Annotated in this window: 11 protein-coding genes, 1 tRNA gene and 2 rRNA genes (1 of these 14 running past the window's edge); 1 reads left to right on the top strand and 13 read right to left on the bottom strand. The window is 46.9% G+C overall.

Going from position 1 to position 14,948, the window contains the following annotated elements; genetic code table 11:
- Positions 1-47: 47 nt before the first annotated feature.
- Both ACRRNK_RS00450 and ACRRNK_RS00445 read right to left on the bottom strand, forming a co-directional pair.
- Entirely contained in the window at positions 48-749 is a 702-nt protein-coding gene (locus tag ACRRNK_RS00450) for a pseudouridine synthase (protein ID WP_433946753.1), read from the bottom strand.
- A gap of 48 nt (positions 750-797) precedes the next feature.
- A complete protein-coding gene (locus tag ACRRNK_RS00445) occupies positions 798-3,083 on the bottom strand; it encodes an ATP-binding protein (RefSeq protein WP_433944898.1) in 2,286 nt (761 codons plus the stop codon).
- Between the two features lie 301 nt (positions 3,084-3,384).
- On the opposite strand from ACRRNK_RS00445, the gene tadA reads away from it, so the two are divergent.
- Positions 3,385-3,858 carry a tRNA adenosine(34) deaminase TadA gene (tadA, locus tag ACRRNK_RS00440; RefSeq protein WP_433944897.1) on the top strand — a complete coding sequence of 158 codons (474 nt, stop codon included), beginning with the start codon at positions 3,385-3,387 and terminating at the stop codon, positions 3,856-3,858.
- 51 nt (positions 3,859-3,909) lie between these two features.
- Here tadA and ACRRNK_RS00435 read toward each other — a convergent pair whose 3' ends face one another.
- The 11 genes from ACRRNK_RS00435 to ACRRNK_RS00385 form a co-directional block, all read right to left on the bottom strand.
- Positions 3,910-4,980 (bottom strand): DUF6612 family protein, encoded by a 1,071-nt coding sequence (locus tag ACRRNK_RS00435; RefSeq protein WP_433944896.1) that lies wholly within the window; start codon positions 4,978-4,980, stop codon positions 3,910-3,912.
- A 90-nt stretch (positions 4,981-5,070) separates the two neighbouring features.
- On the bottom strand, positions 5,071-5,946 hold the full coding sequence (locus ACRRNK_RS00430; protein WP_433946752.1) for a YitT family protein: 876 nt from the start codon (positions 5,944-5,946) through the stop codon (positions 5,071-5,073).
- Positions 5,947-6,171: 225 nt separating this feature from the next.
- Positions 6,172-6,327: a small acid-soluble spore protein P gene (locus tag ACRRNK_RS00425; protein WP_127200810.1), complete on the bottom strand. Its 156-nt coding sequence runs from the start codon at positions 6,325-6,327 to the stop codon at positions 6,172-6,174.
- Positions 6,328-6,491: 164 nt separating this feature from the next.
- Positions 6,492-6,580, bottom strand: a tRNA-Ser gene (locus ACRRNK_RS00420).
- Between the two features lie 70 nt (positions 6,581-6,650).
- The gene (serS, locus tag ACRRNK_RS00415; protein WP_433944895.1) at positions 6,651-7,934 is read right to left on the bottom strand and encodes a serine--tRNA ligase; all 1,284 of its coding nucleotides are present in this window, start codon (positions 7,932-7,934) and stop codon (positions 6,651-6,653) included.
- A gap of 206 nt (positions 7,935-8,140) precedes the next feature.
- Complete coding sequence (gene pdxT / locus ACRRNK_RS00410; RefSeq protein WP_433944894.1) at positions 8,141-8,713, bottom strand: pyridoxal 5'-phosphate synthase glutaminase subunit PdxT; 573 nt, start codon at positions 8,711-8,713, stop codon at positions 8,141-8,143.
- Positions 8,714-8,770: 57 nt separating this feature from the next.
- On the bottom strand, positions 8,771-9,652 hold the full coding sequence (gene pdxS / locus ACRRNK_RS00405) for a pyridoxal 5'-phosphate synthase lyase subunit PdxS (protein WP_127200813.1): 882 nt from the start codon (positions 9,650-9,652) through the stop codon (positions 8,771-8,773).
- 196 nt (positions 9,653-9,848) lie between these two features.
- A complete protein-coding gene (locus tag ACRRNK_RS00400) occupies positions 9,849-11,231 on the bottom strand; it encodes a D-alanyl-D-alanine carboxypeptidase family protein (RefSeq protein ID WP_433944893.1) in 1,383 nt (460 codons plus the stop codon).
- A 131-nt stretch (positions 11,232-11,362) separates the two neighbouring features.
- Positions 11,363-12,820 carry an IMP dehydrogenase gene (gene guaB, locus ACRRNK_RS00395; protein ID WP_433944892.1) on the bottom strand — a complete coding sequence of 486 codons (1,458 nt, stop codon included), beginning with the start codon at positions 12,818-12,820 and terminating at the stop codon, positions 11,363-11,365.
- 290 nt (positions 12,821-13,110) lie between these two features.
- Positions 13,111-13,227: ribosomal RNA gene (gene rrf / locus ACRRNK_RS00390) — 5S ribosomal RNA — on the bottom strand.
- A 194-nt stretch (positions 13,228-13,421) separates the two neighbouring features.
- A 23S ribosomal RNA gene (locus tag ACRRNK_RS00385) occupies positions 13,422-14,948 on the bottom strand; it runs 1,405 nt beyond the window's last position.

Raw genomic sequence — 14,948 nt, 5'->3', positions numbered from 1 at the left:
GGCCTTTAGTGCAGAAAGGGCTAGGTAATCTTCAGATAAGTCGTGAATCAGGTAAGGGTATAGTTCAGCTGGCGTCCCAAGTCCTGCTTCTCTTGAGCGGTCAACTCCCGCCATGTGCCGCTTTTTTGGGTACCCAGGTGAATATTCATAATCCGGATCCGCTGCAGGCGCCTTACCTCATATCCCAAAGCGCTGCACATTCGCCGGATCTGCCTGTTCTTGCCTTCGGTTAATATAATTCGAAACACCCGGTCTGACATTCGGGTAACTGTACATGGGAGCGTCATTTCTCCAAGAATTCTTACCCCTTCCGACATGGCCCTTACGAAGTATGGGCTAATAGCCTTATCCACCGTTACGATGTATTCCTTCTCATGCTTTCCTTCAGCCCGAAGAATACGATTAACGATATCCCCATCATTCGTCATAAGAATGAGCCCTTCAGAATCTTTGTCGAGACGGCCAATCGGAAAGATCCTTTTCTCGTGTCCCACGAAGTCCACAATGTTGCCTTGTACATGACGCTCAGTTGTGCTTGTAATGCCGACTGGCTTATAAAGGGCTAAATACACATGCTTCTCCTTGTCCGTCAAAGGCTGTCCGTTCACACGGACATCATCGCCCTCTTCGGCCTGACTCCCCAGAAGAGCAACTACACCATTGATCGTAACCTTCCCTGCTTCCACCAGCTTGTCAGCCTCTCGCCGGGAACAATACCCTGACTCGCTAATAAATTTATTAATCCGCACAAAATTCACACCTTTTCTTTACTCATCTGGCTGCACTATTCCTACATGTTACCTTGGTTGCTCACCACTCGGCAAGGCTACTGTCACCGTCGTCCCCCGGCCCAGCTCGCTTTCAATATCCATTGTGCCCTTGTGACTCTCAATAATCCGCTGGCTAATCATAAGCCCAAGCCCCGTGCCAGACTCCTTATTCGTAAAGAAGGGCTCCCCGAGCTTGGCCAAGGCCTCTTTGGAGATGCCTTCTCCTTCATCAATGATACGAATCATGACGCTATCCGGCTCCCTCCGCCACGTCTCCATATGAATTGTCCCGCCATCTGGCATGGCCTCCATCGCATTTTTGAGCAGATTAATGAATACTTGCTTCAGCTGATTCTCTTCGCAATGAACAAGCAGAGCCTCCACCGAAAAGTTCATGGAGAATTCTATACTATGAAGGTGCGCCTGACTATCGAGAAGAGAAATAACGTCACCCAGAATATAACGAATATCCTTCACCTGGAAGTGAACAGCCTGAGGCTTAGCCAGAATCAGAAACTCACTAACGATTAGGTTGATTCGATCCAGCTCCGACAACATTAGATCTGTATGCTGGGAATTAAGCTTCTTCGTCTGCAGCTGCAGCTGCAAGAATCCCTTCAGCGTCGTCAATGGATTTCGTATTTCATGGGCCACCCCTGCGGCGAGCTGACCTACTGTAGTCAGCTTCTCAGAGCGGCGCAGAAGCTCCTCCATCTTATTACGTTCCGTCATATCTCTGGAAATGATTACATATGCGGTGATCCGCCCCTCTTCGTCAAAGATCGGGGATTCACTGATGCTGACCCGGACCTCCGCTCCTTCCTTCGTCAGACGGACAGTCTCTGCTGAGTAGACTGGTATTCCTTCACTCAGCTTCTTCTTCCAGAGCGACTCCTCCTGACGAAGCGATTCAGGAATATTGAACAGGCAGACTCCCTGAACCTCCTCACTTGTCCAGCCATAAAGCTGTTCAAATGCCTTATTTACACGTATAATCTTGCCCTCAGGATCAGTCAGATGAATGGCATCCGCCGTTTGACGAATAATGGACTCCAGGTGCTCCTTGACAGAGCGGTTCTCATCGTTCATTTCATTTAGATCTTGTGTATACCGGGCAAGGTTCCCACCCATGGCATTAATCCTGGCTGCAAGCAGCCCAAGCTCATCCTTGCGTGAAACCTCAAGCTGAGTCTCGAAGTCCCCATCTGCCATCCCATTCACTTTTAGCAGAATGTCTTGAATTGGCCTAATCAGCAGACCGGCAAGAATATAACTTGCAAAAATCACAATCTCCAAAAGAACCAGTGAAATAGAGATTTGGCTAATCATCTGCTTGGAAATGACAGAATAAATAGGATCATAGCTGGAGATAATCCGGATTACATACGTATAATTGGAGTTATCCTTAATTGGAATAAAGCTCTTAATTACCCTTTTCCCATCAATCTTAACGTCGTACTGGGCACTCTGCCCGTTATGGATAGCTTCCTTCAGAACCTTCAGGTCCGCCTCGGGACTCGGGTATTTATACTTACCGAATACAAGAGGCTTGTCCTTCATTTCTACCGAGAGGCCTCTTTGAAGTGGAATTCCCTGCGTAACAGCCTCTTCAAATCGGGTTAAATTTATACCCGTAATATCTAGTACGTTCGTATTGGCATCCTGGGTCTTGGCTATAATCCTCTCCGGATTCAGGACCTCAAAGAAGCTATCCATGTCCAAATTGCGAATATAAGGATCTATAATATAATTGCTCGTTCCGTCATAATAATAGCCCCACTTTACAATACTATCTGGCGCCGTGGATGAATATTCGAACGGACCCGACCAGAAATGCTCGGATTTCTGCCCTTGCTCTACCTTAACAGGTTGTAGACTGAACAGCTGATTTAATGCAGCATACCAATAACCCCATTTGTTCGTGGATAACCCGATTTCCTGGGGCTCCGATGACTTGGCCGCCACGATGTCATCCGTGGTTTTTACAAATAAGGATATACCTGTTACGCCAGCTTTCTTTGCCAAATTAGCCAGCTGCTGACTGGTCACCTGATTAATATCGGGATTCAGCTCTTTGACAGCCAAAAGAGAAGCCAGCTTCAGCTTCTGGGTGATTTGTCTTTCGACATATTCAGAACCAAAGCCGCTTTGTTCGACAGCAATTGCGATTTGCTTGGCAGTAAGCATGATTTTGTTCTCACTGTCTTTACGCAGGTTTTCTTGCGTGGTAAAGTAGCTGAGAATAATATTCAAAGACAGAAGAACCACGGCCAGAAAAGAAATGATAATGGATAGTTTGGTTTTTATGGACAATTCGCTGCTCACTCCTCGGCCTAATTGCCTGCCGAAATTTGGAATAACTCTCCTATCATAATACCTTTAACGACACTTTTTGCAAAGACATTCCGAATTGAATATGGATCAAGTTTCAATCCTTGTTCATTTATAGTTACCCACAGTTTGCCCTTAGTTACACACAAAAATTATTAACCTGTGTATAACTCTGTTGATAACATAAGACTTATGCACATACTTACGCACAGGCTGTTCACAACGAATGCCTGTTCGCAGAATAACCATCAGATCATAGGATGAAAAAGGGAGTCATTTAACCATGTTTACCGATGAATACTGGATGAAAGAAGCCATTGCTGAAGCTCTCAAAGCAGAGGCTATTGGAGAAGTACCTATAGGAGCTATTGTAGTCCGTGATCAGGAGATCATAGGTCGTGGACATAATCTTCGGGAGACGGCTTATGACCCTACCGCTCACGCCGAGATTATTGCCATTCGTGAGGCAAGCAATCACCTTGGATCGTGGAGACTTCTAAATTGCAGATTGTATGTCACTTTGGAGCCCTGCCCTATGTGTGCAGGAGCTATTGTACAAGCCCGTATTCCACATGTGCTATATGGCACTACGGACCCGAAAGCCGGCTGTGCCGGAACTCTAATGAATCTGCTGCAGGAATCAAGATTTAATCATCAGACAGAAGTGACTAACGGTATTCTCCAGACCGAATGCGCAAGCCTGCTGACTCAATTCTTCCGCAAGCTTCGCGCGAAGCCCCCTAAAACTGAACAATAAAGAACCCGTGCCTAATGGCACGGGTTCTTTATTTAGAAAAGGTCTAAATTCTTATTCTAGACCAGCAGCTCCAAACTCCTGCTGCAGCTCATCCATAGTAATTGTATTTGTCGGAATCCCAATTACAAATTTTTGTTTCTCATTGATGTTTGTAAATGTGCTTTTTGCCTCAACTGCAATTTTCACATTGTCTTTAGTATCCGGATCGTTGATCTCAACATTGGCATTCACGTTCTGGTATGCCGGGAAATCGTTCTTATCGATCGCTGTGTTCACAGTAAATTGGTTGATCTTCAAATGGTTCTTCATTTCATCAAGCGCTTTGCTCAGTTCAGCTTGGCTGCCGGATTGAATTTCCTTCTTAGCCTGATCGATATCCTCTTTCGTTACTTGTAACATTTCACGATATTCATCTTTGCTAATGATGTCCAAGATCTTAGGAAGAGCTTTATTCACGAAGATGGTTACCGCATCTTTAACATTGTCGTTCGTAACATTGAACTGAACCACTTGCTTCGCGCTAAATCCATTCGGAAGAGCTGCATCTTTAGAATCTACATCTTTAAAGTATTTAGCAGAATCATATTCAGCGAATACCGCATTAGCTATTTCAGAAACCAGCTTTTGTGATTTGTTAAGGTCAATCGTATCGAGCTTAACTTCATTACCGCTTTGAGCAGCCAGTTCTTTGTAATCAAGCACCAGGAATTTACCCACTACGCTGTCTGGAATCGGGAAAAACGGTACTTTAGGAATTTTCACATACATCTTCTCTTTTGTTGTTACAAAAGGAATTGTAATTGTAGTGGCTACGTCACCTTTAAGCTTAACTTCAAGTGTAGCTTCGGTTTGCATAGGATCCTTTTGGTAAATTTGGCTGACATTGATCTCAGCATCCTTCAACATATTAACGACAGATCCAACCTGTTCGTTACTTTGAGCCATATTCACGGAAAGATCCTTAATTTTAATTTCGTTCTTAAGAACATAAGAATCCATTTTTAGTGCATTTGTAGCAGCTCCTTGTAGAGCCTCTTTTGGATCTTTCTTACTGCTGCAACCTGACAAAACTAGGACCACTGACAACAGCAACGTCAGGGTCAATCCCATAATCTTACGCATGAAGTTCTCCCCTCTTTATTCCCCTAAATTGTGACAAATACATTTAATATGATAAACCATTTCCGCTGGAAGAGAAACCCTTTTCTAGAATTAATGAATATCTTTTTTCTTGAAACGGCCGCCCTTCACGTCATGAATGTTTCCAACTGCAAGAAAAGCTCGTTCGTCAAAGTGATTCACAATCTCTTTGAGCTTAGCTTCTTCCAAACGTGTAACTACACAAAAAATAACTTTCTTCGGATCACCCGAGAACCCGCCCTCACCGGACAGATATGTAACACCGCGCCCTAGACGGCTGATAATGGCGTCGCCGATCTCATCAATATTATTACTAATGATCCACACCGATTTTGACTCATTAAGCCCGTCAATCGTAATATCGATGACTTTAAAAGCAATATAGTAAGCAAGAATGGAGAATAAAGCCGAATCCCAGCCAAATACAAAGCCTGCACCGCCAAGAATGAATACGTTGAGAATCATAATGATCTCGCCTACAGAGAATGGGGTCTTACGAGAAATGAGAATAGCAATGATTTCAGTTCCGTCCAGTGATCCACCCGCACGTATAACGATACCCGTGCCCAAACCGAGAAGCATACCGCCAAACACAAAGGCTAACGTGGTTTCCTGACTAACGGCCTGTACAGAATGAAGAAGTAGGGTAGAGACGGACATAACAATGATACCTAGAAGAGTGGAGAAGGCAAAGGTCTTTCCGATTTGTTTGTATCCTACGATGAGAAAGGGGAGGTTAAGCAGAAATAAGAAAATGCCCAGTGGCAAACTTGTGAAATGCGAGGCGATAACGGATATCCCGGTGACCCCACCGTCCGTAATGTTGTTAGGAACCAAAAACAGCTCAAGTGCGACGGCGTAGCACACAGCCCCTATAATTATAAACATACACCTAAGTAGGATACTCCCCAAAGAACGCTTACTATGCTGCCGAGCCGGCCGCGGCATCATTCCAAGGGATTGGTCATGCATTAAATCTTTTGTGAGTTCATTCATTGCATCACTTTCCTTTCGATTATCTTTTGTCTCATCTCTCCATTTCCTAGAATACTATCCACCAGGTTCGCAGTAACCCTATCTTTATTATGCCATTAATTTAGCCTAATGTCTTGTTTAAACCCAATATTCTTGCAAAATAGACTTAATTTGCCCGAAATCGGGCAAATTAGAGGGTTAGCCCCCTTGACGGTTATGATGGTCAACGTGATTACGGTTCTTCACTTTCTTCGATCCGGAGAGGGGCTCGGGTCCACCCGCTCCTTCCTCCTTGCGACGTCTACCTGTGTTCGGCTGCACTCCTGGCACAGCCATGGATTTCGGTTTGCTCATTGTTGTCCCTCCTAGGCTTGTGTAGTTCAATCTCATGCCCACATTTAATTTACCGAGATCCTGCCTTTATTATTCAGTCCTAGCGCTGAAATCGAACAACTAAAAGGGCCTATTCCCTAAGGAATAAGCCCTGTCTAATCACTGTAGTTAAGTTGAAAGTAATATGGCGGAGAGGGTGGGATTCGAACCCACGTGGGCTTGCACCCTAACGGTTTTCAAGACCGCCCCGTTATGACCGCTTCGGTACCTCTCCAAGTCAATCTAATTTCTCACGCTTAACACGTGACAAATTAGATTATATCATGAGTTGTCTTACTAAGCAACTATTTCTTTGGAGAAATATAATTTATATTTCCCATGTAAGGACGAAGAACCTCGGGAATCTCGATACTGCCGTCCTCTTGCTGATAATTCTCAAGAATAGCCGCAACCGTACGGCCCACGGCAAGCCCTGATCCATTCAGCGTATGCACAAATTCCGGTTTGGCTTTTGCTTCAGGACGGAATCTGATATTCGCTCGGCGCGCTTGGAAGTCCTCAACATTCGAGCAGGAGGAAATTTCACGGTACATCCCGCTCTCAGGCAGCCATACCTCAAGGTCATACGTCTTGGCCGCAGTAAAGCCCATATCGCCTGTACAGAGCGCAAGAACACGGTAAGGCAGGTTAAGAAGCTGGAGTACACGCTCTGCGTTCTGAGTCATCTTCTCAAGCTCTTCATAGGATGTCTCAGGATGGACGATTTTAATCATCTCAACCTTATTAAATTGGTGCTGGCGAATTAATCCTCTGGTGTCACGTCCGGATGCACCCGCCTCAGAGCGGAAGCAAGAGCTGTACGCAACATAATTGCGGGGAAGATCCTCAACATTCAGAATTTCATCACGGTGATAGTTGGTAACCGGCACTTCAGCTGTTGGAATCAGGTAGTATTCGGTATCCCGAAGCTTAAACAGGTCTTCTTCAAATTTCGGCAGCTGCCCCGTGCCATATAAGCTGTCGCGATTCACAATATACGGAGGAAGCATCTCCTCATAGCCATGCTCATTGCTGTGAAGATCCATCATAAAACTGATCAGAGCACGCTCCAAGCGGGCACCGAGGCCCTTGTAGAAGGTGAACCGGGAACCCGTTACTTTAGCGGCCGCTTCGAAATCAAGGATATTTAAATCCACACCCAGTTCCCAGTGGGCCTTAGGCGTAAAATCAAACTTGCGCGGTTCACTCCAGCGGCGGATCTCTACATTATCCTCTTCAGAGGAACCAACAGGTACGCTTTCATTTGGAATGTTCGGGATAGCCATGGTAAGCTCATCGATTCTAGCTTCAAGCTCCCGTACCTCATCGTCCAGAGCCTTGATCCGGTCACCCACCTCACGCATCTCCGTAATGAGCTCATCCGCATCTTCCCGATTCTTCTTACGCTTAGCTACCTCCGCTGACACTACATTACGGCGGTTCTTCAGCTGTTCGCTTTCTTGAAGAAGTTCACGGCGTTTCTCATCCAGCTGCGGGAAGCCTGAGATCAGATCAAGTGACTTGCCACGCTTCTGAAGGGCTTCTTCAACCCGACTATATTCATTTCTTAATATCTTTACATCTAACATAACTAGTCCCTCCTAGGGCAGCAGCCTTGACTGTACAGAATGAACAAGATGAGGACCCTCACCGCATGCTCCCAATAGGAACATAGCACAAATGAGCGTACAATTCTTCAGTTCAGTCCGCGCAGGACTCCGATTATCGGCTAAAATTGAACTACACCCGGACGGAATTAGCGTATTCCTGACCAGATGTAGTTAGTTTCAAATCTTTAATTATACTGCCTTACCATATCGGCGAAATATTGATGAAGTGAAAAGTCTTCTGTAAGCTCTGGATGGTAGGAACTAACAAGCATATGCCCTTCCCGTGCAGTGACTATTTCGTCTTTATAGGTAGAAAGAACATCCACACCTTTACCAACTGAAGTAATCAGAGGCGCACGAATGAACACAGCCCGAACGGGATTATCAATCCCTTTTACATCCAGATCGGTCTCAAAACTCTCACGCTGGCGTCCGAATGCATTCCTTGAGACACGAATATCCATCAGACCAAGGTGAGCTTCTTCTCCACCCTCGATCTCTTTAGCAAGCACGATTAGCCCCGCACATGTTCCGAAGAGCGGCTTACCTTCAGCTGAGAAGTCACGAATCGCATCTATGAACTCATATCTTCTCATCAGCTTACCGATTGTCGTACTCTCTCCGCCGGGAATAATCAGGCCTTGAATCTCCTTGAGCTGATGCGTGTGCTTAACAGCGACGCCCTCGGCCCCAGTACGTTCAATGCTTCTGATATGCTCGGCAACGGCACCTTGCAGCGCCAATACTCCTATTTTCATAACGCTCATCATCCTTCTATATCAAGCCAAGTATTGGATTTGCCGAAGAACCAGGGCTTACCAGCCCCGGTCACTCATACGCTCAGCAGCAGTCAATTTAGAGATTTCGATACCTTTCATCGGTGTACCGATGTTCTTGGAGACTTCAGCAATCAATTTATAGTCTGTGTAGTGAGTGGTTGCTTCTACAATAGCGCGTGCGAATTTCTCAGGATACTCTGATTTGAAAATACCTGAACCTACGAATACGCCGTCTGCGCCCAAATGCATCATCAAGGCAGCATCTGCCGGAGTAGCTACGCCACCCGCGGCAAAGTTAACGACTGGAAGCTTGCCGTTCTGATGGACTTCAAGCAGCAGATCATAAGCTACACCAAGGTTCTTGGCTTCTGCATACAGCTCGTCCTTCGACATGTTAGTGATCTTACGGATTTGGCTGTTAATCAGACGCATGTGACGTACCGCTTCTACAATGTTGCCCGTTCCTGGTTCACCTTTAGTACGGATCATGGACGCGCCTTCACCGATACGGCGAAGAGCCTCGCCAAGGTCTTTGGCTCCACATACAAATGGAACGGTAAATTCACGTTTGTCGATGTGATACACTTCATCAGCAGGTGTCAGTACTTCACTCTCATCGAGATAGTCAACGCCGAGAGATTCGAGTACCTTAGCTTCAACAAAATGTCCGATACGGGCTTTAGCCATTACTGGAATAGTTACCACTTTCATAACTTCTTCCACAATGGTAGGATCAGCCATACGGGCTACCCCGCCAGCAGCGCGAATATCAGAGGGTACACGCTCAAGCGCCATAACAGCCGTTGCACCAGCTGCCTCAGCAATCTTAGCTTGCTCAGCATTCATGACGTCCATAATGACGCCGCCTTTTTGCATTTCAGCCATACCTCTTTTTACACGAGATGTTCCAGTTTCCATTGTTCCATACCTCCCGAATATATAAACAAATTTCTAATCCATATCACTCAAAAATCGTGCTTTGATCTAACTTGTTATTTTACAAGATTAGCTTAAATTACACAACCTTATGGCATGAACTAAATACGCAGGACTACCGGCTGGTGCCAGGTAATCACTCATGCAGTCTCTAGTTCAAAATATATAGACCCTAGAATTAGAATAAATTCTTGATCGCATTGAACAAGTCTACAAAGAATTGACCAATTGCACGAAGCAAGAGCTTGAACCAGCCGGCTTTCTCCGCTTCCTCAGCCGTGATCAAATTAACGGTCTTCTCTGCCGGAGCCGAAGAGCTATCCGATTTGTAGGTATAAGTTATGGTTCCGACTTTGGTGCCTTTTGGCAGCGGAGCCGTCAGCTTATCCTTATCCAGCCATTTCACGGTGGACTTGATTCCTTTAAGATCGGCACCCTTTTGCACCACAAAGCTTACGGCCTGGTCCGTAACTACAGGAACATCGGTATTGGTTGCTTTCTTCACACTAACCTGCTCTGCACCTTTAACTGTAGTTTTTGGAGCAACAACTTGTTTGACCTCAAAGTTATCAAAGCCATAATCAAGCAGCTTCTTGGTCTCGACAAAACGGGACTTCTGTGAGTTCGCATCAGTTCCCATAACTACACTAATGAGACGAACGCCGTTACGTACCGCTGTACCTGTGAAGCAGTTCCCCGCATTCTCGGTATGCCCTGTTTTTAGACCATCCAATCCAGGATAGGCGTACTGCTTGAAGTTAATATTCGACTTATTTGCTTCTAGCATCCAGTCGAGGTTCACCAATGGAGTTTTATCGCGATCGCGGAATTTGTATGATTGCATCGTAGTAAAACGAGTGAAGTCCGGGTGATCCGTTACAATGTATTTAGCCAGCGTAGCGGCGTCCTCTGCAGACATAACTGTTTCTTTCGGGTTCTCTGGGCGGTAGCCCTCCGGCATATCTCCGACATTAAGACCTGTGGAATTGGCAAAATAAGCTGTCTTCATGCCCATACGCTTCGCTTCCGCATTCATCATCTTAACGAATTCCTGCTCTGTACCCCCTACACGCTCTGCCAGGGCTACAGTTGCATCATTTGCAGAAGCGATAGCCATTGCGATATACAGCTCTTCCACAGTGTGCTGATCTCCCTCTGCAAGGAAGACACGAGAACCGATCTGCTTCGCGGCGTTCTCTTTAACCGTTACAACATCGCTCCATTTAAGTTTGCCCTGTTTAACCTGCTCGGCAACAATATATTCCGTCATCATCTTGGTCATACTGGCCGGCGGCATAGCCTCGTCCCCATTGACGGAGTACAGAACCTGCCCGGTAGTTGCCTCAATCAGAATCGCTGACCTTACATTAAGTCCTAATTTATCTGTTGATGCTGTTGACTTTGCCGTTGACTTACTGCTTGGTGCAGCTATGGCCTGTCCTTCAGCCAGAGTTAGTGCGGGAATAATGGATAAGCACAACATATTAACCATCAAAAGCGACGTTACACTCTTGCGAAGGATACGCCGTTTAGGCTTCGTGTTCATTTCTATCGGTTTCAAGTTACCTTTAAGCTCCCCTCATGATCTCAATCAATTACTTGTTCCATTCTAACACAGGGTATGCAGCAAAAAAAAGACAGGCAGAACGAAATTCGTCCTGCCTGACCTTGATTACCAACCATTTCCGAAAATTATAGCGAATAGTTCGGTGCTTCCTTCGTGATTTGCACATCATGAGGATGGCTCTCACGCAGACCCGCACCCGTTATACGAACAAATTCCGTCTCATCACGAAGCTCGTCCAGATTAGCCGTTCCACAATAGCCCATACCTGAACGCAGGCCGCCGATAAGCTGATGAATCGTGTCGGATAGCGGCCCTTTGTAAGCTACCCGTCCTTCAATACCCTCAGGCACAAGCTTCTTGTCATCATCTTGGAAGTAACGGTCCTTACTGCCTTGCTTCATGGCCGCTAATGAACCCATACCGCGGTATACTTTAAAGCGGCGTCCTTGATAAATCTCAGACTCACCCGGGCTCTCTTCTGTTCCTGCGAACAAGCTTCCAAGCATTACCGCATGAGCACCTGCGGCGATAGCCTTAGGTATTTCACCGGAGTACTTGATACCTCCGTCTGCAATAATTGGAATACCATACTCGCGTGCAACCGTAGCACAATCGTAGATAGCCGTGACTTGCGGTACACCGATACCGGATACAACACGTGTTGTACAAATTGATCCAGGTCCAATTCCGACCTTCACTACACTGGCGCCAGCTTCAATCAGATCACGGGTAGCGTGCCCAGTCGCTACATTCCCTGCAATAATAGTCAGTTCAGGATAACGAGTACGCAGCTCGCGAACCGCATCCACAATGTTGATATGGTGACCGTGTGCCGAGTCTACGGTAATTACATCCACTCCGGCTTTAACCAAGGCGTCCGTCCGATCAAAAGTATCCTTGGAGATCCCAACAGCCGCTCCTACCAACAGGCGTCCCTGAGCGTCTTTCGCTGCATTTGGGAACTGAATAGCCTTCTCAATATCCTTGATCGTAATCAGACCCTTGAGGACATTATTCTCATCGACCAGCGGAAGCTTCTCAATCTTATGCTGCTGTAGAATAACCTCTGCTTGCTGAAGAGTGGTTCCTACAGGTGCAGTAACAAGATTCTCATGAGTCATGACCTGTTTGATTTCGATGTTATAATCGTGAATGAACCGGAGGTCGCGGTTAGTGAGAATACCTACCAGCTTCTGATCCTCATCAACGATAGGTACACCAGAGATACGGAATTTGCCCATAACCTGCTCAGCATCCGTCACCAAATGATTCGGCGTAAGCGAGAAAGGATTCGTAATAACTCCGCTCTCTGAACGTTTAACACGGTCTACCTCTTCCGCTTGCTGCTCAATTGGCATATTCTTATGGATAATCCCGATCCCACCTTCACGAGCAATTGCGATAGCAAGAGCCGCTTCAGTAACTGTATCCATGCCTGCGCTAATCAATGGAATGTTAAGCTTGACCTTATCGCTCAATCTTGTGGATACATCCACTTCTTTTGGCAAAACATTAGACTTTCTAGGAATCAGGAGCACATCATCAAAAGTAAGACCTTCTTTGGTAAATTTACTTTCCCACACCAGGGTATCCCTCCTCAGCTCTATTGTCCCATCGGCCTGCATCTCTATAGTCTTGACGGCCGTAGATCTCATCTCACGGGAATATATTTGTACTATCTTAGCAAAGGGGATATAGGCTGTCAACACGTAATGAGAACATCCGAGAAGAGACTCGTACTTCTTCATGCTGCCACCAATATCCTTTTCTCCTTAAAAATAAAGCTATCCAGCTCGAACATAGCTAATATCTGCATTAAGACCGTATTATAAACAAAAAGAGCACTACCATAAGGTAGTGCTCTTACTCTTGTGCTTGGCGGCGTCCTACTCTCCCAGGACCCTGCGGTCCAAGTACCATCGGCGCTGGAGGGCTTAACGGTCGTGTTCGGGATGGGTACGTGTGGAACCCCTCCGCCATCGCTACCAAACGGGATTTTTCCGGGTCAATACTCCCTGAATCACTTCAGGAAAATATCCGACTTTAGAAAACTCATCGCTGCGAGAAAATATCAGACCTTATCAAGGCTTGCAGCTTAAAATCGGTTCAGGCTTGATCACCTGAAAACTAGATACGAAACGAACTTGCGATTGCTCTTCTTGGACTGCGTCCTTCCGAGCTTTGTTGGATAAGCCCTCGACCGATTAGTACTGGTCAGCTCCATGCATTGCTGCACTTCCACCCCCAGCCTATCTACCTCGTCGTCTTCAAGGGGTCTTACATACTGGGAAATCTCATCTTGAGGGGGGCTTCACGCTTAGATGCTTTCAGCGCTTATCCCTTCCGCACTTAGCTACCCAGCTGTGCTCCTGGCGGAACAACTGGTGCACCAGCGGTGCGTCCATCCCGGTCCTCTCGTACTAAGGACAGCTCCTCTCAAATTTCCTACGCCCACGACAGATAGGGACCGAACTGTCTCACGACGTTCTGAACCCAGCTCGCGTACCGCTTTAATGGGCGAACAGCCCAACCCTTGGGACCTACTTCAGCCCCAGGATGCGATGAGCCGACATCGAGGTGCCAAACCTCCCCGTCGATGTGGACTCTTGGGGGAGATAAGCCTGTTATCCCCAGGGTAGCTTTTATCCGTTGAGCGATGGCCCTTCCATGCGGTACCACCGGATCACTAAGCCCGACTTTCGTCCCTGCTCGACTTGTCAGTCTCGCAGTCAAGCTCCCTTATGCCTTTGCACTCTTCGAATGATTTCCAACCATTCTGAGGGAACCTTGGGGCGCCTCCGTTACTCTTTAGGAGGCGACCGCCCCAGTCAAACTGCCCACCTGACACTGTCCCCATACCGGATTACGGTACCAGGTTAGAACTCCGATACGATCAGGGTGGTATCCCAACGTTGCCTCCACAGAAGCTGGCGCTCCTGCTTCTTAGGCTCCCACCTATCCTGTACAAATCGTATCAAAGTCCAATATCAAGCTGCAGTAAAGCTCCATGGGGTCTTTCCGTCTTGTCGCGGGTAACCTGCATCTTCACAGGTATTAAAATTTCACCGGATCTCTCGTTGAGACAGCGCCCAAGTCGTTACGCCATTCGTGCGGGTCAGAATTTACCTGACAAGGAATTTCGCTACCTTAGGACCGTTATAGTTACGGCCGCCGTTTACTGGGGCTTCGGTTCATAGCTTCGGGATTACTCCCTAACCACTCCCCTTAACCTTCCAGCACCGGGCAGGCGTCAGCCCGTATACTTCGCCTTGCGGCTTCGCACAGACCTGTGTTTTTGCTAAACAGTCGCTTGGGCCTTTTCACTGCGGCCCCCTCGTGCTATTCACACTACCGGGGCACCCCTTCTCCCGAAGTTACGGGGTCATTTTGCCGAGTTCCTTAACGAGAGTTCTTCCGCGCGCCTTAGAATTCTCTTCTCGCCTACCTGTGTCGGTTTGCGGTACGGGCACCTTCTCCTGACTAGAGGCTTTTCTTGGCAGTGTGAGATCATGACCTTCGCTACTGTAATTTTCACTCCCCATCACAGCCCAGCCTTAACGGTGTGCGGATTTGCCTACACACCAGCCTCACTGCTTGGACAGACATCCATCAGTCTGCGTCACTACCCTGCTGCGTCACCCCATCGCTCATAACGGATTACGGTGGTACAGGAATTAGGGCCTGTTGTCCTTCGACTACGCCTTTCGGCCT

It is taken from the genome of Paenibacillus sp. SN-8-1, from assembly GCF_050995535.1.
GTDB lineage: Bacteria > Bacillota > Bacilli > Paenibacillales > Paenibacillaceae > Fontibacillus.
The sequence above is the reverse complement of the archived record's forward strand: the minus strand, read 5'-3'. Positions and strand labels throughout refer to the sequence as shown.

Bases quoted from the DNA above. Each gene is read 5' to 3' on its own strand.
- pdxS (WP_127200813.1), bottom strand. From the start codon at position 9,652: ATGGAAACTGGAACATCTCGTGTAAAAAGAGGTATGGCTGAAATGCAA.
- pdxT (WP_433944894.1), bottom strand. From the start codon at position 8,713: ATGAAAATAGGAGTATTGGCGCTGCAAGGTGCCGTTGCCGAGCATATC.
- tadA (WP_433944897.1), top strand. From the start codon at position 3,385: ATGTTTACCGATGAATACTGGATGAAAGAAGCCATTGCTGAAGCTCTC.
- ACRRNK_RS00430 (WP_433946752.1), bottom strand. From the start codon at position 5,946: ATGCCGCGGCCGGCTCGGCAGCATAGTAAGCGTTCTTTGGGGAGTATC.
- ACRRNK_RS00435 (WP_433944896.1), bottom strand. From the start codon at position 4,980: ATGCGTAAGATTATGGGATTGACCCTGACGTTGCTGTTGTCAGTGGTC.
- ACRRNK_RS00425 (WP_127200810.1), bottom strand. From the start codon at position 6,327: ATGAGCAAACCGAAATCCATGGCTGTGCCAGGAGTGCAGCCGAACACA.
- serS (WP_433944895.1), bottom strand. From the start codon at position 7,934: ATGTTAGATGTAAAGATATTAAGAAATGAATATAGTCGGGTTGAAGAA.